At 46.3% G+C, this 20008-nt stretch carries 17 protein-coding genes; 13 read left to right on the top strand and 4 right to left on the bottom strand.

Annotation, left to right across the window (positions count from 1 at the left end; all coding sequences use genetic code 11):
- Positions 1-13 precede the first annotated feature (13 nt).
- Together ACFPFU_RS01830 and ACFPFU_RS01825 are read right to left on the bottom strand one after the other, a co-directional pair.
- Positions 14-3190: an efflux RND transporter permease subunit gene (locus ACFPFU_RS01830; RefSeq protein WP_377060917.1), complete on the bottom strand. Its 3177-nt coding sequence runs from the start codon at positions 3188-3190 to the stop codon at positions 14-16.
- Positions 3191-3193: 3 nt separating this feature from the next.
- Positions 3194-4381 (bottom strand): efflux RND transporter periplasmic adaptor subunit, encoded by a 1188-nt coding sequence (locus ACFPFU_RS01825; RefSeq protein ID WP_377060915.1) that lies wholly within the window; start codon positions 4379-4381, stop codon positions 3194-3196.
- A 209-nt stretch (positions 4382-4590) separates the two neighbouring features.
- Between ACFPFU_RS01825 and ACFPFU_RS01820 the strand changes: the two genes are divergently transcribed.
- The 13 genes from ACFPFU_RS01820 to ACFPFU_RS01760 all read left to right on the top strand — a co-directional run bounded on the left by ACFPFU_RS01820 (position 4591) and on the right by ACFPFU_RS01760 (position 17738).
- Positions 4591-5652: a carbohydrate-binding family 9-like protein gene (locus ACFPFU_RS01820; protein WP_377060913.1), complete on the top strand. Its 1062-nt coding sequence runs from the start codon at positions 4591-4593 to the stop codon at positions 5650-5652.
- 8 nt (positions 5653-5660) lie between these two features.
- On the top strand, positions 5661-6791 hold the full coding sequence (locus ACFPFU_RS01815; RefSeq protein ID WP_377060911.1) for a glycoside hydrolase family protein: 1131 nt from the start codon (positions 5661-5663) through the stop codon (positions 6789-6791).
- A gap of 41 nt (positions 6792-6832) precedes the next feature.
- The gene (locus ACFPFU_RS01810; protein ID WP_377060909.1) at positions 6833-7657 is read left to right on the top strand and encodes a DUF4382 domain-containing protein; all 825 of its coding nucleotides are present in this window, start codon (positions 6833-6835) and stop codon (positions 7655-7657) included.
- Positions 7658-7675: 18 nt separating this feature from the next.
- Positions 7676-8704 (top strand): bifunctional diaminohydroxyphosphoribosylaminopyrimidine deaminase/5-amino-6-(5-phosphoribosylamino)uracil reductase RibD, encoded by a 1029-nt coding sequence (ribD, locus tag ACFPFU_RS01805; protein ID WP_377060907.1) that lies wholly within the window; start codon positions 7676-7678, stop codon positions 8702-8704.
- Positions 8705-8716: 12 nt separating this feature from the next.
- On the top strand, positions 8717-9196 hold the full coding sequence (locus ACFPFU_RS01800; protein ID WP_377060905.1) for a GAF domain-containing protein: 480 nt from the start codon (positions 8717-8719) through the stop codon (positions 9194-9196).
- Between the two features lie 104 nt (positions 9197-9300).
- Positions 9301-9879 (top strand): non-canonical purine NTP diphosphatase, encoded by a 579-nt coding sequence (locus ACFPFU_RS01795; protein WP_377060903.1) that lies wholly within the window; start codon positions 9301-9303, stop codon positions 9877-9879.
- A 45-nt stretch (positions 9880-9924) separates the two neighbouring features.
- Complete coding sequence (gene udk, locus ACFPFU_RS01790) at positions 9925-10554, top strand: uridine kinase (RefSeq protein WP_377060901.1); 630 nt, start codon at positions 9925-9927, stop codon at positions 10552-10554.
- Positions 10555-10730: 176 nt separating this feature from the next.
- On the top strand, positions 10731-11099 hold the full coding sequence (locus ACFPFU_RS01785) for a hypothetical protein (RefSeq protein WP_377060899.1): 369 nt from the start codon (positions 10731-10733) through the stop codon (positions 11097-11099).
- A gap of 101 nt (positions 11100-11200) precedes the next feature.
- On the top strand, positions 11201-14164 hold the full coding sequence (gene secDF, locus ACFPFU_RS01780; RefSeq protein WP_377060897.1) for a protein translocase subunit SecDF: 2964 nt from the start codon (positions 11201-11203) through the stop codon (positions 14162-14164).
- A gap of 145 nt (positions 14165-14309) precedes the next feature.
- Positions 14310-14984 (top strand): hypothetical protein, encoded by a 675-nt coding sequence (locus ACFPFU_RS01775; protein ID WP_377060895.1) that lies wholly within the window; start codon positions 14310-14312, stop codon positions 14982-14984.
- Between the two features lie 86 nt (positions 14985-15070).
- Positions 15071-16324 (top strand): methionine adenosyltransferase, encoded by a 1254-nt coding sequence (metK, locus tag ACFPFU_RS01770; RefSeq protein ID WP_377060893.1) that lies wholly within the window; start codon positions 15071-15073, stop codon positions 16322-16324.
- Positions 16325-16411: 87 nt separating this feature from the next.
- The gene (locus ACFPFU_RS01765) at positions 16412-16909 is read left to right on the top strand and encodes a DUF1572 family protein (RefSeq protein WP_377060891.1); all 498 of its coding nucleotides are present in this window, start codon (positions 16412-16414) and stop codon (positions 16907-16909) included.
- A 70-nt stretch (positions 16910-16979) separates the two neighbouring features.
- Positions 16980-17738, top strand: coding sequence for an EcsC family protein (locus ACFPFU_RS01760; protein WP_377060889.1), 759 nt, complete (start codon positions 16980-16982; stop codon positions 17736-17738).
- A 467-nt stretch (positions 17739-18205) separates the two neighbouring features.
- Here ACFPFU_RS01760 and ACFPFU_RS01755 read toward each other — a convergent pair whose 3' ends face one another.
- Both ACFPFU_RS01755 and ACFPFU_RS01750 read right to left on the bottom strand, forming a co-directional pair.
- Positions 18206-19303, bottom strand: a complete 1098-nt coding sequence (locus ACFPFU_RS01755) for a Gfo/Idh/MocA family protein (protein WP_377060887.1) — start codon at positions 19301-19303, stop codon at positions 18206-18208.
- 11 nt (positions 19304-19314) lie between these two features.
- Positions 19315-19935, bottom strand: coding sequence for a hypothetical protein (locus tag ACFPFU_RS01750; protein WP_377060885.1), 621 nt, complete (start codon positions 19933-19935; stop codon positions 19315-19317).
- Positions 19936-20008: the final 73 nt, after the last annotated feature.

Raw genomic sequence — 20008 nt, 5'->3', positions numbered from 1 at the left:
GTGCAATCCTTTTTCAATTATTGGAAAGTGTAACTTCTACTTCCTCTTCTTCTAGCTGTAATTTGTCTTCAGCAGTGGATGTTCTGGTGGAGGTCCATTGGGCGAAAATCACATACAATCCCGGAATGATGATCAGTCCGAAAAGGGTACCGATCAACATACCCCCTGCTGCGGCTGTACCGATAGACCGGTTGCCGAGAGCCCCTGCACCGGTGGCTACTGTCAATGGCAATAACCCCGCGATAAACGCGAAAGAAGTCATCAATATGGGCCTTAACCTGGTTACGGCGCCTTCTACGGCCGCCTGTAGGACGGAGTGACCTGCTTCCCTTTTTTGGATGGCAAACTCCACGATCAGAATGGCATTTTTTCCCAGGAGACCGATGAGCATGATCAGGGCCACCTGGGCGTATATGTTGTTTTGAAGTCCTACAAGGTACAGCACGAAGAAAGCCCCAAAGACACCCGTGGGGAGGGAAAGGATAACGGGAAGAGGCAGAAGGAAACTTTCATACTGTGCTGCTAATAGCAGGTATACGAAAAGCAGGCAGATAAGGAAAATGTAAATTGCCTGGTTACCGGACGTCACTTCTTCCCTGGACATCCCATACCAATCATAATTATATCCCTGAGGGAGGCTTTCTTTGGCCACCCGTTCGATGGCGGCGATCACATCCCCACTGCTGTAGCCCGGAGCCGGGGTACCTTTTAGTGTGGCGGAATTGTACATGTTATGGCGGGTGAGCTGTTCCGGTCCATACGTTTTCTCCATGGTGAGGAAAGTGGATATGGGCACCATTTCACCCACATTGTTTTTAACATGGAGGCTCATCACATCTTCCGGCCGGGACCGGTATTGTGGCCCGGCCTGCAGCATCACGTCGTACATCTGCTCGAAACGGACAAAATCCGATACAAACATGCCTCCCAGCAATACCTGCATGGTGCTCAAAGCCTTTGAAATGGTTACCCCTTTCTTGGCGGCCATGTCCTGATCGATGTGGACCATGAATTGGGGGAAATTGGGATCATAGTCCGTAAAGGCATAACCTATTTCAGGAGTGGCTTCCAGCGCTTGCACGAGTTCGTTGGTGACTACGCTCAGTCTGTCCGGATTACCCGTTCCTGTCTGGTCCAGCACTTTCATCTGAAAGCCACTGGAATTCCCAAACCCTGAGACGGTGGGCGGAAGAAAGAAATCGATTTTGGCATCGGAGATATCATTGGATAGCTGTCTTAACCTGGACATGGTTTCCTGGATGGTTTCCTCCCTTTCATCCCAAGATTTCAAGTTTACCATGGCCATTCCGTATGAAGCTCCCGACAAACCATTTCCCAATGAGTAACCTGCAAGACTGGAAACGGATTCCACAGCCTCCACCCCTTCAATTTTTCGCTGCAATTCATCCAGCACCCGCTCCGTTCGTTCTACAGTGGCCCCCACAGGTGTAGTTACATTCACATAAATCATACTCTGGTCTTCGGTAGGAATAAAACCCGTGGGGAGCACTTTGCTGATGCCCCAGGTGGCCACGAAGAAGAACAGCAGGACCAATGTAGTGACCCCTTTTCTCGGTGCCAAATAAGTCACATACTTATAATATTTGTTTTCGAAAAAGCCATAGAAATTATTGAAACCATTGAAAAACCTTTGTAAAAGTCCTGTTTTTTTCTCCTCTCCATAATGGTTTTTCAACATGATGGCACATAGGGCCGGCGTAAGCGTCACGGCGTTGATCCCGGAGATCACAATCGCGACGGCCAGCGTAAGTGAAAACTGTCTGTAGAATATCCCTACAGGACCGGACATAAATGCCACCGGCACGAATACCGCGGACATGACCATGGTAATGGCGATGATGGCGCCACTGATTTCTTTCATGGCAGCAAATGTGGCTTGCATGGGCTTCAGACCCTGCTGTTCCATTTTGGCATGAACCGCTTCCACCACCACGATGGCATTGTCTACCACGATACCGATGGCCAATACCAAAGCGAAAAGCGTAAGCAGGTTAATGGAGAAACCAAGCATCTGCATGAAAAACAGCGTGCCTATCAATGCGACCGGTACGGCCAAAGTGGGGATCAAGGTGGACCGGAAATCCTGAAGGAAAATAAACACCACGATAAATACCAGGATAAAAGCTTCTACCAATGTGGTCAGTACCTCTTTGACAGACGCATCCAAAAACCTTGAAGTATCGTACGCTATCTTATAATCCATCCCCGAGGGAAAAGAGTCCTCTTTGATTTCAGCTATTCTTTTCTTCACATTGGCAATCACCTCCCGGGCATTTGAGCCGGGACGCTGAATGATCATGATGGATGCTGCGGGTTTGCCATCCATCTTTGATATTCTGCCGTAATTCAGGCTTCCGAACTCTACGTCTGCCACATCTTTGAGGCGCAGGATAGAGCCGTCGGAATTGGCCCGAATGACCAGGTTTTCATACTGTTTGGGTTCGAAAAATTTACCGGTATACCGCAAAACATACTGCAGCATCTGTGCGTCCTTACCGGAACTGATTCCAAGCTGACCGGGGGCCGCCTCCACATTTTGGTTGCGGATAGCGTCTACCACTTCATCCGTTGAGACCCTGTAGGCTGTCATCCGGTCGGGTTTCAGCCATATCCTCATGGAATAATCCTTGGTACTCATGATCTCGGCCAACCCTACCCCGTCTACCCGTCTGAGTTCCTGGAGCACATTCAAATCCGTGAAGTTATAAATGAAGGCTTCGTCTAGTGTGGGATCATCACTGGCCACATTGATGTACATCAATAGGCCTTCCACTTCTTTTTCCACAGTAACCCCGGCCTTCACCACTTCCTCCGGCAGTTCATTAACGACCGTTGAAATCCTGTTCTGGATTTCCACCGCAGCCAGATCAGGGTCCGTACCGGCTTCGAAGAAAACCTTGATGACCGTGGTGCCCCTGTTACTGGACACGGATGTCATATAAGTCATCCCGGGCACCCCGTTGATTACTTTCTCGAGCGGAGTAGCCACGGTTTTGGCACAAACCTCCGCATTGGCTCCCCTATATTTGGCCTTTACTGCCACAGACGGTGGGGCAATATCCGGAAACAGTTCCACTGGAAGGGTAAAATAAGCCAATAAACCCAAAAGAACGATAAACAAGGAGATAACCAGTGACAATACCGGTCTTTTTATGAAAATATCAAACATGGCCTATTGCTGTATTGAAGTATTTAACATTTCTGCGGCCGTTTCATCTTCCTCGGTACCTGGGGTATTTTCCAAAGAGATGATTTTGGGGGTAATGGTCATACCGTCTTTGATATTTTGAATGCCTTCAAATACCAGGTTCTCACCTGCTTCTAAACCTGACTCTACAATATAATAATGAGAAAATCTGGCTCTAGGTATGAAACTTCTCATTTGGACCTGATTGTCCTCATCTACGACATATACAAAATTTCGGTCCTGTATTTCGAATACCGCCTTTTGGGGGATGATGATGGCATTTCTGATCTTGTTGGATAGGATGATTTTTCCGGTTGCCCCGTGTTTCAGGACCTTTTCAGGGTTTGGAAAACGTGCCCTAAAGGCAATGGATCCTGTATTGGCGTTGAACTCCCCTTCCATGGTCTCAATCAAGCCGTCATAAGGGTATGGGGATCCGTCAGCAAGGATCAAATGCACCATATTGTCTTCCTCCGTTTCCCCTTTGGATTTAATATATTCCAGATATTCTCTTTCGGATACGTTGAAGTATATATGGACGGAACTCACATCGGACACAGTTGTAAGCAGGCTTCCTTGATCTATCAAACTTCCCGTCCGTAGGGGTATCCGATCGATGATCCCATCAAACGGTGCCCGGATTTCGGTGTAAGAGAGCTGCACGGCTGCGTTGGCCTCCGCGGATTTGGCCTCCTCTATTTTTGCCAGTACAGCATCATATTTAGCAAGCGTAAGGTTCAATTCCGACTCAGAAATGACGTTTTTGTTGACCATCACCCTCAGGCGTTCCAATTCAAATTCCATGACCTTTGCCTCCGCCATGGCACTTTGCAGATTAGCTTTTGCCTTTGCCAGATCTGCCTTGTATTCCTGGTCATTGGTTTTGAAGAGCACCTGTCCTTTTTTGACTTCCTTTCCTTCATCCACAAATACATCTTCAAGAAATCCTTGAACCCTGGCCCGAAGTTCCACATTCTGATTGGCTTTTATATCCGCCACATAATCCCTGAAAAGAATGGTATCTTTTGCCACCACTTTGATAATAGGGTATTCCCTGCTTGAGTGCCCATCAGAGGCAGTATTTTTAGTCTCAGTGCATGACATTACTATAAGAGGCAAAAAAATAAGTTTAAGTATTTCTCTAACTTTTCTTGATGTGTTTATTCTTGACATTATTCCCACAACCTAATATTAACCGACAACATTTCGAACAATTGTTTTTTGCATTATAACAAGATTGCCCAACTTTACCAAAATAAAATCCTTACCCCATACATTGCTTTATTTGAACGGTAAATACAAGGTTGGATTTTTTACGTTGACAGAGAATTGTCTTCTATCTTTCCTGCTTTATATTTGTTGCTGTTATAAATAAGTTATGCATGGGAAAAAATATAGTATTTACTTTTTTGTTAACCTCTGTTGTCTGTTCCGGATGGGCCCAGCATAAAGAAGACAGAAGCCAATATGTGGCTTATAGAACGCCGGAAAAACCCCATATAGACGGCCTGTTGGATGAGGCGCAATGGGAACAGGCTTCCTGGTCCACCGCCTTTGTGGATATCGAGGGGGATCAAAAGCCCAAACCGGCGCACCTGACCCGTATGAAAATGCTGTGGGATGAAGAATACCTGTATATCGGTTTATGGTTAGAGGAGCCACACGTATGGGCATCCTACACAGAAAATGAATCCGTGATTTTTCATGAAAATGACATCGAATTGTTTTTGGATCCGGATGGGGACACCCACCATTATTATGAACTGGAAGTGAATGCCCTGGGGACGATATGGGATCTGATGCTCACCAAACCCTACCGGAATGGTGGTAAACCCATCAACGGATGGAACATCAACGGCCTTGAATATGCTATTCATTTGGAAGGTAGCCTGAATGACCCTACCGATCAAGACGAATACTGGTCGGTGGAGATGGCCATTCCCTGGAAGTCCCTCTCCCAGTCGGGTCCCCGTTACAGACCTCCTCATGACGGCGAACAGTGGCGCATCAATTTTTCCCGGGTACAATGGCAGGTGGAGCCGGATGAAAAAGGCTATAAGAAAAAGATCAATCCTGCAACAGGGAAACCCTTTCCCGAAGACAACTGGGTATGGTCACCGATGGGGCTTGTGGACATGCACCTGCCGGAAAGATGGGGTTATGTCCAATTTTCCGACCTCCCTGTTGGAAAAGAAACCGTACCCTTCAAAATGCATCCGGATGAACTGGTGAAAGATGAGTTGAGAAAAATCTATTGGGCGCAAAGGGACCGCTACGCCCAAATGAAAACTTATGGACACAGTCTGGAGGAGTTAGGGTTGGAGACTGGATTAAAGCAGGTAAATTTTGAAGTAAGTGCCACCCGTTTTAAAATTTCTTCCCCATCTTTGGTGGATGAAAAAAGCTGGTTCATTACGGAAGACAGCAGAATTTGGAAAGAATAAATGCGATCATGAATAAAAGGAGTTTTATCAAAAAGGCAGCTTGGGGGTCCATGGCCCTTGCCTCCCTTCCCTGGATGGTGACAACCGGAAAGCCAGCCGGAAAGGATCAAAGAAACTGGGTATGGATGACGCCCAAAAAGGGGCTTTCGCCGTCGGAATGGAAACAGGCGCTGGACCACATCAAATCCCTGGGGTTTGACGCCGTGCTATTCGAAGCCTATAATAGTAGGGAAGCACGTTTCGAAACAGACAGATTGCCCATGGGAGAACCGGTTTTGGAGATTTTGATCGAACACGGCAACGCCATAGGTCTGGAAGTTCATGCCTGGATGTTTACCATGCCCTGCAGCATACCTGAAATTGTAGAGAACCACACAGATTGGTACGCAGTCAACGGTCTGGGGCAGCCTGCCAATACCCACCCTGCCTATGTGGATTATTATAAATTTCTCTCTCCCTCCCATCCTGAGGCGATGGAATTTGTCAGGGGGACAGTGAAGTCCCTGGCCTCAATGGAGGGACTGACAGGGGTGCATTTGGATTATATCCGTCTCCCGGACGTGATCCTGGCAGAAGCCCTACAACCAAAGTACAATTTGGTTCAGGACAGGGAATTTCCGGAATATGATTATTGCTACCACGAGGTGACCAGGAAAAAATTCAAGGAAAAAACCGGCATTGACCCACTCAAGGACCTGGAAGACCCATCTGCCAATGAATCGTGGAGACAGTTCAGACAGGATCTCATCACAGACCTGGTGAACAATACTTTCCTTCCGGAAATCAAAAAACATGGCAAGGAGGCCACGGCGGCGGTTTTCCCAAACTGGCAGCATGTAAGGCAAGAATGGAGAAACTGGAATCTGGACGGCTTCTTTCCCATGCTGTACCATAATTTTTACAATGAAGACATGAACTGGATCGGCAAGTGCCTGAAAGAAGAAATCGCTGACTTAAAAAACAACAGCCCTATCTACTCAGGCCTGTTTGTGCCTGAACTGGATGCCGCAGAAATGGAAGAGGCCTTTGATGTGTCTTTCAAATCAGGTGCTGCCGGAATTGCGCTGTTTAATTATTGGAATATCCAACCGGACCACGAGAAAATCATTAAGGAGTTGACAGGAAAATCAAAGGGATAATTATGAACAACCAAGGTGGCGGGGATGCGTTTTAGATGCTTATGGAAGCGTTGACAAAAATCTCAAGAATAAAATTACTGATACCTTCAATATTGCTGGGCTGTGTGGCCCTTCTGAGTTATTGCGGTGACGCGTCTGATAACCGGGCCCTTGTCAATATCCTACTGATAGATGCGCCCGGGGATTTTGACCAGGTATGGATTGAAATAAGGGGGGTGGAAATTTTACCGCAGGGTACCAGGGGTGCGGAAAATGCCAACTGGATATTTTTTCCCTATACTCCCGCCAATAAAATGGTGAATGTAAGTGAGCAGGTGGGAGAAAGCAGGTTGCTTCTGGGAAGAAAAGAAATCCATGCGGGGGCCGTTTCCAAAATCAGGTTGCTGATCGGAGACGAATATTACCTTTTGAAAAACGGGGCGCGTATCCCTCTGAATCCTGTGGCGGGAATAGAGGATTATCTTGAAATGGATGTTGAGTTCAATGTACCCGTAGGTTTTGCTTTTGATATTTACATTGATTTCAACCTGGCTTCCTCGATCATTAGTGATGGGCAGGGCGGATTTAACCTCAAGCCGGCCTTGAGGGCATTTACGGTGGCACAGACCGCTACTATCCGTGGGACAGTTTTGCCCAACGTGGCCAGGCCGCATATATTTGCCATTAGTGAAAAAGATACCTTTGGTACGCTGACAGGCCCTAATGGGCTTTTCCTGTTACGCGGGCTTCCACCGGGACCTTATCAAGTAAAGATCGCCGCGCGGCCTCCTTATTTGGACACCGCTTTTATGGTGAATACTTTGCCGGATACGGTTTCACAACTGCCCAATTTTAACCTCCGGATGAACGAGGAGGACTCGGAATGATGCCAAACCCAATGGACCATGACAGATCAGCATGAAACCTACATGAGAAGGGCTTTGGAACTTGCCGAACTGGGTAAAGGAGAAGTGGGTCCCAATCCCATGGTGGGTTGTGTCATCGTGCATGACGGAAAAATCATCGGGGAAGGATACCATCAAAAATACGGAGAGCCCCATGCGGAACCCAATGCCATAAGCATGGTGAAAGATAAAAGCCTGTTGTCCGCATCTACCCTATATGTAACCCTGGAACCCTGTGCCCATTACGGAAAAACACCTCCCTGCGCCCATCTTTTGGTAGATCACAAAATCAAGAAAGTGGTTATAGGAGCAGTGGACACCAACCCGCTTGTGGGTGGGAAGGGAATCGATATCCTGCAAAATGCAGGTGTTGAAGTGGTGACAGGTGTCATGGAGAAGGGAGCCAGGTGGCAAAACCGGCGTTTCTTTACCTTCATGGAGAAAAAACGGCCTTACATCATTTTGAAATGGGCGCAGACCACAGACGGTTTTGTTGCCCGTGCGGATTACAGCAGCAAATGGATCAGCAATGCCCATAGCAGGCAGCTGGCACACCGCTGGAGGGCTGAAGAGACGGCCATCATGGTAGGGACCAACACCGCTTACTACGATGACCCCCGTCTAAATGTGCGCGGCTGGGCCGGAAGAAATCCCTTGAGGATAGTGATTGATAAGAAGCTGACCTTAGATACTTCGCTGCACCTGTTTGATGGATCGCAGCCTACCCTTTGCTATAATACAGTCAGGGAAGAGAAAATGGAGAATCTGGATTATGTCAAATTGGAAGAGGATTTCACCATACACGATATCTTGGATGATTTGTATGCGAGAAAAGTTCAAAGCCTTATCGTAGAAGGAGGAACGGTGCTGTTGCAGCACTTCATAAGCGATGCGTTATGGGATGAAGCCAGGGTATTTACCGGCAATGTGGCCTTCGGGCAGGGGATACCCGCCCCCCGGCTGCATGTGGCTCCGGTACAAACGCTGGATGTTATGCAGGACCGATTGGATATTTATTTACATCAATGAATTGAAGCTGACATGAGTACTGCGCTATATATTCCCCGGCATGCCGGCAAGGAGGAACAATACAAGGCCCTTTTTCCACAGATCAAAGCGCTGGTGGCGGATGAAAAGGATATGGTGGCCAATCTGGCCAATGTTGCCGCCGCCTTGAAAGAAGCCTTTGGTTTTTTTTGGGTTGGATTTTATTTGGTCAAAGACGGAGCATTGGTGTTGGGACCCTTTCAGGGGCCCGTGGCCTGCACACGCATTGCTTATGGGAAAGGCGTCTGTGGTACCGCCTGGAAAGAGGGCATTACCCAACTGGTACCCGATGTCGAAGATTTTCCCGGACATATCGCTTGTAATGCTGCTTCCCGTTCTGAAATCGTAGTGCCCGTGAAAAGCGATGGAGAAGTCCTGATGGTACTGGATGTCGATTCTGACAAATTGGATGACTTTGACCACACGGATAAAAAATACCTTGAGGAAATTGTGGCGCTGATTCCATTGGCTTAGCGAAAATAATTCCACCCGCTATGCGGGTTTTGTCACTGCTTAAAATCTTCGATAATTAACATAGAAACTCAGGATACAAAGTATTAATCAACGTTTGAAGATCCATGGAAATCTGTTTTGCTACCAATAACCAAAAGAAACTTCAGGAAGTAAGAAAAGCCCTGGGAACGCACTTTAAAATAGTTTCTTTGGATGAAATTGACTGCCGGGAGGAATTGCCCGAAACCGGATCAACCTTGGAAGAGAATGCTTTTCAGAAAGCAAGGCATGTCTATGAGCATTATGGGGTGGACTGTTTTGCGGACGATACCGGGCTGGAAGTAGAAGCACTTGATGGGGCTCCCGGCGTTTATTCCGGAAGATTTGCGGGAGAACCCAGAAGCGACGAGCGCAATATCGACTTGCTTTTGAAAAAAATGGAGGGAGCCGAGGACCGGTCAGCCGCATTTCGGACCGTGATCGCTTTGATCAGAGGAGGGAAGGAATACGCATTCGAAGGCCGTGCAGAGGGGGAAATTCTGGAAGAAAGAGCCGGCGACGGGGGCTTCGGTTATGATCCTGTTTTTAAGCCGGCCGGTTATGATAGGAGTTTCGCGGAATTGGATTTGGATGAAAAAAATGCCATAAGCCACCGCGGAAAGGCTGTCAGAAAACTGGCGGAATTTCTTCATGAAAGCATATAAAGGCCATACGGCCCATTTGAAATATTATTTTTAATTTTGTCTCCCATGAACAGACCGTTTATTGTAGGGATCACTGGGGGGAGTGCGTCCGGCAAAACCCTTTTTCTGGATAAATTGCTGGATGCCTTTGAACCGGATCAGGTTTGTCTGATTTCGCAGGACAACTATTACAAACCGCAGCATCTTCAGCCTACAGATGAGAGGGGAATCCATAACTATGATACCCCCCATTCCATAGATTTCGATCAGTATGCAGAAGATATCCGGAAAATCCAGTCCGGTGAAACCATATACCGGCAGGAATATACCTTTAACAACCCCGACAAAAAACCGGGTACTTTGGCATTCAATCCTGCACCGGTAGTGGTTGTGGAGGGCATATTTGTATTGTATCATCCGGAATTGTCGCATTTACTGGACCTCAAGATTTTTATCGATGCCAAGGATTATATCAAACTAAAGAGACGCATCGTGCGGGACAAAGTGGAAAGGGGCTATGATTTGGATGATGTGCTGTACCGATATGAAAAACATGTGATGCCCACCTATGAGAAGTATATCGAGCCCTTCAAGCACGATGCCGACCTTATCATCCCAAACAACAGGGGATTTGACAGGGCGTTGGAGGTCATCAAGACATTTTTAAAACACGAAATCACACACCGTTCTGTGTAAGAGAAGCCTGGAAATCCGGCTTTCGGATCATCATTATCCAATAACCGGTGGTTTTTTCCTTTCAAAAACCCCCTTGTTCATAAGGGTAACCGATTGGTATACAAGGTGTTTAGAGGGCAAATAATTTGCCCTTCGTATGGGGGATAATATAAAAAACTTTCCTATATTTGCAGTCCATGAAAAGGAACACAGTACATAGAGAATTGATTAGAGAAAGACTGACCCTCTTTTTGGTCATCCTGTTCTGTATATTGATTTCCAGTTCTGAATATGTTTCCTTGGCTGATGCGGGTGATCCGGCACAAACCGAGGCCCAAAACTGTGATACCCAGGATGGCTCTGAAGAGCATAAAACTTTTTTGAATACAGCGGTAGATGCCGTGGTACCTTTTGTGATTGTGGCCGTGGACCATGCTTTTCATTTGATTTATGAAATCATCGATGGTGACAATACTGTTTTTGCCTTTGATTTTAATATTGCTGTACAGAACAATCATTTTTTCGAGGTGCTCTTTGAGCAGATTATTTCTGTCAACGCTCCCTAAGAACTTTAGTAAAGCCAATTATCCTTGCAGCTCCTTTCCGGGGAAAAGAGCTGATATCATCATTACAGTAATCAACTTTCTATTAAATATTTATCATTATTATGAGAAATAAAGGTGTTATCGTTTTTCTGACGGTTATCATTACGGGCCTCTGCCTGTACTACCTATCGTTTACATTGGTATCCAATAGGGTGCAGGAGAAAGCCACCCTGTATGCTACCGATGAGTCAGGAAACGTGGATTTTGCCCGGAGACAGACTTACTTGGATTCTGTTTGGAGGGAGCCGGTCTATAACTTTCTTGGTATACCGTTTACTTATCAGGAGGTAAAAAATACCGAACTCGGTCTCGGTCTGGACCTTCAGGGGGGGATGCATGTTACCCTGGAAGTGTCTCCTGTGGAAATCGTCAGAGGGCTTTCCGGCAACAGTAAGGATCCGGTGTTTAACCAAGCGGTGGAAACAGCCCAGGAAAGGGCAAAAACCACCAATGATAAGTTTGTCAACCTATTTTATCAGGCATGGAAAGAGAAGGCTGGTGACAAAAGGCTGAATACCATTTTTGCCACGGCTGCAAACAGGGGAAGGATTTCTTTGGAATCGTCTGATTCGGCTATCCTGAGTATTATAGATGATGAGGTTGAGAATGCCATTGACAGGTCTTTCAACATTCTGAGAACCCGTATCGACAGATTTGGCACCTCTCAACCCAATATTCAACGCATCCAGAACACGGGCAGGATACAAATAGAGCTACCCGGGGTGGATAACCCGGAGAGGGTAAGAAACTTGCTGCAAGGGGTTGCCAAGCTCCAGTTTTGGGAGGTGGCAGAAATCAATGAATTCGGGGATGCCTTGCAAAATGTGAATGCCTTGTTGGTAGAAGAGGCCAAGGCCAAAAAGCCATCACCTGTAGAGGATGATAAAGCACTTGCGGATACTACCGATCTGGAAAGTGACCTTGCCCGTAAGCTGGCAGAAGGTACAGCCGATGATGATTCTTTAGGGCTGGGAGTTTCTCCTTTGTTTTCGTTGTTGAAAGCAAATTATGGTTTGGTGTACGAAGTCAGGGACACCCTGGCCATCAACAGGATCATGAATCGGGAAGACGTGAAATCCGTTCTGCCCAGGGATATCCGGTTCTTGTGGTCGGTGAAGCCCCAAAAATCGGACAATATGGAGTTGCTGGAGCTTCATGCCATCAAAGCGCCTAGAGGAACAGATCAGGCACCCTTGGAGGGAGACGTGATCACAGATGCACGCCAGTCTTATGACCAATCTTCCCGTCCTGCTGTCAGCATGCAGATGAATGCTGAAGGTGCCAGAAGATGGCGGAAACTCACTTCAGAAAATATCGGCAACCGGATAGCGGTTGTTTTGGATGATTACGTCTATACGGCCCCGGTGGTCCAGGGAGAAATTCCTTCGGGCCAATCTGAAATCACCGGTAACTTCAGCATTGAGGAAGCGAAAGACCTGGCGAACATATTGAAATCAGGTACTTTGCCGGCTCCGACCCGGATTGTGGAGGAAGCGATAGTAGGACCTACGCTGGGGGTGGAAGCCAGTAAACAGGGTATCAATTCCATGATCGCCGGCCTCGCGTTGGTGGTGTTGTTTATGGTGGCCTATTATGCCAAAGGCGGTTTTGTAGCCATAGCAGCGCTGCTTTTCAACATATTCTTTATTCTTGGAATTTTAGCGCAGCTCGGCGCTGCCCTAACCTTGCCTGGTATAGCGGGTATTGTACTTACCATCGGTATGTCCATTGACGCCAATGTGCTGATATTCGAAAGGATCAAAGAAGAAATCCGAAATGGATCCGGCTTGCTTCAAGCCATTAGCAGCGGTTATAACAAAGCATTCAGTGCCATTCTTGATTCCAATGTGACCACCTTTTTGACAGGCGCCATATTGTATGCTTTGGGCCAGGGACCAGTGAAAGGATTTGCCATCGTATTGATGATCGGCATTGCATCCTCTTTCTTCTCAGCAGTGTTCATTACAAGGGTGATTGTATATTGGATGAGTAAAAAGGGGGACAAGAGCAAATTGTCATTTTCTACTCCATTCGCCAGAGATCTTTTGACCAGTCTCAATATAGATTTTCTCAGCAAGAGAAAAGTGGCCTACCTCATTTCCACCTCTATTATTATTGTTGGATTGATCATAGGACTTACCTCGGGACTCAAATTCGGAGTGGATTTTACCGGTGGTAGGTACTATATTGTGGAATTCAGCGAAGCCGTGCCTGCCTCTGATCTGAAAGTCGGCTTGGATGGGGAGTTTGACGGGGCAGTGGAGGTGAAAACCTATGGTGCCAACAACATCTTGAAGGTGACAACCTCCTATCTTATCAATGAGGATTCCGATGAAGCCAATAGGGAAGTTGAAACCAGGGTTAGAGAGGGTATTGCGGCCGTTACCGGTTTCAGCTACCTGCAAGATGCTACTCAGCTATCGGGAGGTGATTTCTCTATCACCGGTTCCAACAAAGTAGGGGCGACGGTTGCAGATGACATTAAGAAATCCTCTTTGGAGGCGATGTTCTTCGCCTTGGTGGCAATTTTCCTGTACATCCTGCTAAGGTTCAGGAAGTGGCAGTTTTCACTGGCTTCTATCATCGCCCTGGTGCACGATACGTTCTTTGTAATAGCGGCGTTTTCCATAGCCAGCGCATTGGGAGCCACATTCGAAATAGATCAGGTATTTATTGCAGCGGTTCTTACAGTGATCGGTTATTCCATCAACGATACCGTGATTGTCTTTGACCGGATCCGTGAGAATATCTCCAACAGGGGAACCAACCGTCTCGTACAGATGTTCAATGACGCCATCAACCAAACGATGGCAAGGACTTTGATCACTTCGGCGACCACCCTGATTGTGGTATTGGTGCTTTTGATTTTTGGAGGCGAGGTGCTTCGCGGTTTTTCTTTCGCTTTGTTGATCGGTGTTTTGGTGGGTACTTATTCCTCTATATACATCGCTACGCCGATAGTAGTGGATTTGATGAAAAAAGAATTGGCAGGAGAGGCTAAAGAGCAGACCAAAAAGGTTGCATAACCTTTTTGCCACTACTAAAGAAAAGGCGTCGGCTTCTGTTATGAGGCCGGCGTTTTTTTATAACCAAAATGCAAAAAAAATACCCTGATCACGGTATTGGCTAAGTAGTTAGGTCTCCTTAAATTGCATACGTGATCTATACTACATGCTGTGGTCTTTTTATCATATCGCTTTATTGCTGGGAACAATACTTTCCGGAAGCTACTTTTTCCTAAACCGTAGCAATCCGGAGTACAGGAAGGTAAATGCCATCGTTTTCATCATTTTGATGAGTGCGATCCTATCTGAAACCTTCTGGCATCTTATCCCGAAAACAACGGACAGTAAATATGTGCATTATAACCTATTGTTTGTCTACTTGAAGACATTGGTGATGCTTGGGTTGTTCCACCAATTGCCGTTCAGCTGTCAACTGCAAAAAAGGGTTTTGCCCACAACTGCGGTTTTTTTAGGAGCTGGGGTTATCATCAGCCTGTTTGTACAGCCTCTGGAAACCGGGGTCCAATCTTATACCTATTTAGTCGGTCATGGGATGATACTGTTTTTCTGCATTATTTTTTTTAAAGATATATTAAAACAAAACCGGTATCAGGAAGTCAACCTCTTGTCCTTGCCCTACTTCTGGATTGCGTCCTGGATATTGTTTTCGTTTGGAGAAAGTTACATCTTTTTTATACTTTCCTATTCTTTTCCCGAAATTGGGACTTTTGGTGTGGGCCAGACGGTTCATTGGGTCCAGTTTTTTGCGGGATTGATGTACCTGTCCTTTGGCCTTGCTTTTTATGCCCCGTTTATTTTCAGTAAAAATTATAGTTTTTAAAAAGAATATACAGTACCGAAAAAGTTAAAATTTTTAATTTTGGCCATTAAATGTAAATTTACCGTTCCATTTCAAAAACACATTTTATGCCCTATTTATTTACTTCGGAGTCCGTATCAGAAGGACATCCGGATAAGATTTCAGACCAGATTTCAGATGCTATTATTGATCATTTTTTGGCTTTCGATCCCGATTCAAAGGTAGCTTGTGAAACATTGGTCACCACAGGACAGGTTATTTTGGCAGGAGAGGTGAAATCCAACATTTATCTGGACGTACAGAAAATAGCAAGGGAAGTTATAAACCGGATCGGTTATACAAAAGGAGAGTACATGTTTGATAGCAGTTCCTGTGGGGTATTATCCGCTATCCATGAGCAATCTCCGGATATTAATCAGGGAGTGGACAGGGAAATTCCCGAGGAACAGGGTGCCGGTGACCAGGGCATGATGTTTGGGTATGCGACCAGCGAAACAGAGAATTACATGCCGTTGGGGCTGGACCTTTCCCATAGGCTTCTTAAGGAACTTTCCAATCTCAGAAGAGAAGCTGATCAGATCCGGTACCTGCGTCCTGATTCCAAGGCACAGGTGACCATCCAATACAGCGATGACAACATACCGGAAAGGATTGACAGCATCGTGGTTTCCACCCAGCATGATGAGTTTGACCACGAGGAGGCTATGTTGGCAAAAATCAAGGAAGACATCATCGGTATTCTGATTCCACGGGTAAAAGCCCAGTTGCCTGATCACCTTCGAAAGTTATTTACGAAAGATACCGTTTACCATATAAACCCTACAGGCAAATTTGTAATTGGCGGCCCGCATGGAGACACGGGACTCACCGGTAGGAAAATCATTGTGGACACCTATGGGGGAAAGGGAGCACATGGGGGTGGTGCCTTTTCAGGAAAAGACCCTTCCAAAGTGGACCGTTCCGCGGCTTATGCCACCCGGCATATTGCCAAAAACATGGTTGCTGCAGGTATAGCAGACGAGGTATTGGTGCAGGTCTCCTATGCCATTGGCGTGGCAAAGCCCATGGGATTGTATGTCAATACCTATGGCACCTCCAAGGTAAATATGAACGATGGCGAAATCGCCAAGAAAATCGAATCGCTGTTCGATATGCGGCCTTATGCGATAGAGCAAAGGCTGAAGCTAAGAAATCCCATTTATGAAGAAACCGCAGCTTATGGCCATATGGGAAGGAAAAACGAGGTCGTGAAGAAAACCTTCAATTCTCCGGATAACAACCCGATCAGCCTTGAAGTTGAACTCTTTACCTGGGAAAAACTTGATTACGTGGAAAAGATTCAATCAGAATTTGGGATTTAATTCCGAAAATTTAATACCCCTCACGGCGACTTTTTGTTGCCGTTTTTTGTTAATAGGCTATCTCCGTTTTACTAAAAATCACTGACCATGCCAAACCCCTATCTGGATAGCGTACTCAATTTACTGCTGCACTACAAAACCATGGCTGAGAAAGCCATGAAACAGGTTCCTGAGGAAAAACTTTTCTGGCAGCACAATCAGGACAGCAACAGCATTGCTACCATTGTAAAGCACATGTGGGGCAATATGCGATCGCGTTGGACGGATTTCCTTGCCTCGGACGGAGAGAAGGAATGGCGGGAAAGAGACGCGGAATTTGACAATGATTTGAAAGACAGGGGCGAGGTGCTTGAAAAATGGGAAGAGGGCTGGAGGATTACGTTTGAGGCCCTGCGCCCCCTGACGGCAAGTGATTTGGAAAAAACCGTCTATATCAGAAACAGGAAACACACGGTCGTGGACGCGATCAACACGCAGCTGGCTCACTATGCTTCCCATATAGGCCAGATCATTTATCTTTCCAAAATGCTTGCAGAAGGACCTTGGGAAAGCCTGAGCATTCCTAAACGCAAATCGAAAACCTAACCAAGGTATTCACAAGGTCAACCGATAGAGAAGTCCTCAAATGGCTCAAGTCCAACCCTCAAGAAGGCTCATGAAAGCAAATCCATATTTACCTGCTGAAGAACTATATGAGAGGCTCGCTTTAAGAGATATGCAGGCATGGTTGGCAAAAACCAAAAAAGAGCCCTCCATTGCCAACAGATTGACCAAGGGTACTCAAAGGGCCATTAACAAACTTATTCCGGAGAAAATACATCAAGCCATCACCAAGGCCATCGAAGTCATGGTAAAAGGGGTCCTGACCGGTAACCAGTACGTGACACCTAAGCCTAATCCAGAGCCATCTCTTAGGTTGAAGGAATATAAAGCCAGAAAAATCATACGCTTTTATCAAAGAACTGCCTCTGTGGAAGGAGCGGTTACCGGAGCCGGGGGGATTTTGATGGGGATTGCGGATTTCCCGGCTTTTTTGGCTATTAAAATGAAAATGCTTTTTGAAGTTGCCGCGGCATACGGCTTTGATGTCAAAGATTACAGAGAGCGGGTTTTTTTGCTTATGATTTTCAAACTCACGTTTTCCAGTCAAAAGACCAGAAATCAAACGATCCTGGAATTGGAAACGTGGGATGAAGGTAAACTGGATTTGCCCGAAAACCTGGATTCTTTTGATTGGCGAAGTTTCCAACTGGAGTACAGGGATTATATGGACCTGGCCAAGCTGGCGCAATTGCTGCCCATTATAGGAGCCGGAGTAGGCGCGGTGGCCAACTACCAGCTGAGCAAGCAATTGGGGAAAACAGCGATGAACGCCTACCGGCTGCGTTATTTTTCCAAAAAAGGACTTCTATAAATTCAGACAGGAAATGCCATGGTGGACCTATCCGGTTGTCTTTTTCGGCACTTTGATTGGCGGTGTGCTGTTCTCCACGTTGCAACACCTGGATTGACGAAAATGGCAATTTTGTAGATAAGCTTTGTCAAGGTATCCGGGAAACTTGTTTCATAATAACAAGAAAATGGGCGAAAATAAATTCCACCGATCCCAAACTTGCTCGGGGCAGGTCTACGTTTGATTGATACGAATTTCATGAAGTAATTCAGATCGTCGACTCGTTTTCCCATTTGGTAATTTAAGGTTTTAACAAGCTATCCGGGAAGAGGGAAAACTTGTTTTGGCGTAACAAATCCAAGGACAAAACAAGGCAATGTCATTAGGTGATGAAGCTTCCCCGACCGAAGGCTCAATATAATTGCATGTCAAAATAGGGTTCCCCGCACCAAAGGGGGAAGAGGGCGCAAATTTTTAGCAGGAAAAGGCTATGGAAGATTTACCCGCTCGCCTTTTCCGGCACTTTGAATGGCTGCCTCCAGAATTTCCACCACAATCATGTTGTTTTCCAGAGAGGATAAATCAAACGGTTCCATTTTGATATTTCCTTTTATCACACCGGCAAAAAAAGAAAACGGATCGTCAAATGGATAGGGCCGGCTATCAAAGGAATGGTTCTGCTCCATCTTATCCCCTTCCAGCCTGCTGACCATTCTTTTTCCATCTTTGGCGATCAGATAGCCTGATTTTCCATATACTTCCAGGTCTTTTCTGCTAAAGGGCCAGTTCCAGGATGCTTGGATTACGCCTTTTGTTTCGGGATATTGGAGCAGAATCGTGGCATCGTCGTCCACTTCTGAATAAATTTCCGGCTTGATTTGCTTGAGTTCTGCCGTTACCGAAACCGGCCTTTGGCCTTTCATGAGCCAGGTCATCAAGTTGGCACCGTAGCAGCCAAAATCAATGACGGCTCCCCCACCGTTTTGAACGGGATCTGTCAGCCAGTCAAGAAATTCCTTGTTGACACCGATCTCCATGGGACCCTCATGTCCGTCATTGATAATGACCCTTCGGAGGGGGCCGATGGCATTTTCCCCATGTACCTTTCTATAAACTTCATGGTTGGTGCTGTACCAGGTGGTCTCATAGTTGGTAAGCAAGTGGATATTGTTTTCGCGTGCGAGGCTTTCCATTTCCTTGGCATGGGCGGTGGATACTGCCAGGGGCTTTTCTACCATTACATGGATACCTCTGGGGGCACATGCCTTTACTACTTCCAGGTGTTCATAAATAGACCCAAAGGCGGTCACACCATCAGGGGTAACCTTTGCAAAAAGCGAGGGCATGTCCTCATATACCAGGTCCATGCTGAGGCCATGTTGGGAGGTGAATCTTTCGGCCAGGTCGCTGTTGGGCTCCACGATGCCGACTATTTCAATATCACCTTTATTTTCTCTTCCCAAAATCCAATGCACATGGGAATGGGTAAGTCCCACAACAGCGATTTTAACCGGCTCCTGTGTTGCCAACGGAGGGCAGAGAGACAGTTTAAAAAGGATTAAAAACAAAAGTAAAGGGGTTTTCATAGCGTAAGTAGTTAATTGCTCTTTATTTTTCTGATAGCGTTTTTGAAGTAGTCATTCCCATTATCCTGGCGGTGCTTTTTTCTTTTGGCCCTTGCTTTTTGCCTTTTTTTCTTATTTTGTGTAGCCCCTTTGACCAATACGGTACGGGCAGAAATTCCCACCTGCCCGCTGTACCAAGGTTCCCTGCCCACCAGGTTGATATTGGGCTTGTAATCGATAGAAAAATTCACTTTCAATGCGGTGAATTCCACACCCGCGATCAGATCAACACCCATGGTGGGATTACCATAAGTATGGACTACCTGCATGGTTTCCGGAACTTTTTCCCGGCTTTCTTCCATCCCCGCTGAAATGCCCGCACCGTAGTAATAATTAAACCGCTTGGTGATCAATCTTCGGTGTCGTTCTATCAAGGCGTGGGCCGTCGTATTGGTGTTGAGATCGGACTGGATGATGCCTTCCATGGTCAGTCCTTTGGTGATCCGCTGTTTGCCGGTGATCCCGATCATACGGTGCTGGTTATTATTGGAAAACCGGAGTCCCAGGGTACTCCCATAGCTTTGAGCATACAGGTGAGGGACGGAGAATCCTGAGATCATCAAAAAGGCAATAAGGTATTTTGCTGCGTTCATTTTCTTAGGAAAAAGATAATTTGGTAAGCCACCAAAAAGCCAGCCAAATTTTCAAAGATTTAATTGCCCGAAA

Origin of the sequence: Negadavirga shengliensis (assembly GCF_042652345.1) — a bacterium.
GTDB classification, from domain to species: Bacteria; Bacteroidota; Bacteroidia; order Cytophagales; family Cyclobacteriaceae; genus Negadavirga; species Negadavirga shengliensis.
Note: the sequence above shows the minus strand (reverse complement) of the source record. Positions and strands in the feature narration are given on the sequence as shown.

Coding starts and splice junctions, on each gene's coding strand:
- ACFPFU_RS01815 (WP_377060911.1), top strand. CDS start 5,661: ATGAATAAAAGGAGTTTTATCAAAAAGGCAGCTTGGGGGTCCATGGCC.
- ACFPFU_RS01765 (WP_377060891.1), top strand. CDS start 16,412: ATGCCAAACCCCTATCTGGATAGCGTACTCAATTTACTGCTGCACTAC.
- secDF (WP_377060897.1), top strand. CDS start 11,201: ATGAGAAATAAAGGTGTTATCGTTTTTCTGACGGTTATCATTACGGGC.
- ACFPFU_RS01820 (WP_377060913.1), top strand. CDS start 4,591: ATGGGAAAAAATATAGTATTTACTTTTTTGTTAACCTCTGTTGTCTGT.
- ACFPFU_RS01795 (WP_377060903.1), top strand. CDS start 9,301: ATGGAAATCTGTTTTGCTACCAATAACCAAAAGAAACTTCAGGAAGTA.
- ACFPFU_RS01830 (WP_377060917.1), bottom strand. CDS start 3,190: ATGTTTGATATTTTCATAAAAAGACCGGTATTGTCACTGGTTATCTCC.
- ACFPFU_RS01800 (WP_377060905.1), top strand. CDS start 8,717: ATGAGTACTGCGCTATATATTCCCCGGCATGCCGGCAAGGAGGAACAA.
- ACFPFU_RS01750 (WP_377060885.1), bottom strand. CDS start 19,935: ATGAACGCAGCAAAATACCTTATTGCCTTTTTGATGATCTCAGGATTC.
- ACFPFU_RS01825 (WP_377060915.1), bottom strand. CDS start 4,381: ATGTCAAGAATAAACACATCAAGAAAAGTTAGAGAAATACTTAAACTT.
- ribD (WP_377060907.1), top strand. CDS start 7,676: ATGACAGATCAGCATGAAACCTACATGAGAAGGGCTTTGGAACTTGCC.
- ACFPFU_RS01755 (WP_377060887.1), bottom strand. CDS start 19,303: ATGAAAACCCCTTTACTTTTGTTTTTAATCCTTTTTAAACTGTCTCTC.
- ACFPFU_RS01785 (WP_377060899.1), top strand. CDS start 10,731: ATGAAAAGGAACACAGTACATAGAGAATTGATTAGAGAAAGACTGACC.
- ACFPFU_RS01775 (WP_377060895.1), top strand. CDS start 14,310: ATGCTGTGGTCTTTTTATCATATCGCTTTATTGCTGGGAACAATACTT.
- ACFPFU_RS01760 (WP_377060889.1), top strand. CDS start 16,980: ATGAAAGCAAATCCATATTTACCTGCTGAAGAACTATATGAGAGGCTC.
- udk (WP_377060901.1), top strand. CDS start 9,925: ATGAACAGACCGTTTATTGTAGGGATCACTGGGGGGAGTGCGTCCGGC.
- metK (WP_377060893.1), top strand. CDS start 15,071: ATGCCCTATTTATTTACTTCGGAGTCCGTATCAGAAGGACATCCGGAT.
- ACFPFU_RS01810 (WP_377060909.1), top strand. CDS start 6,833: ATGGAAGCGTTGACAAAAATCTCAAGAATAAAATTACTGATACCTTCA.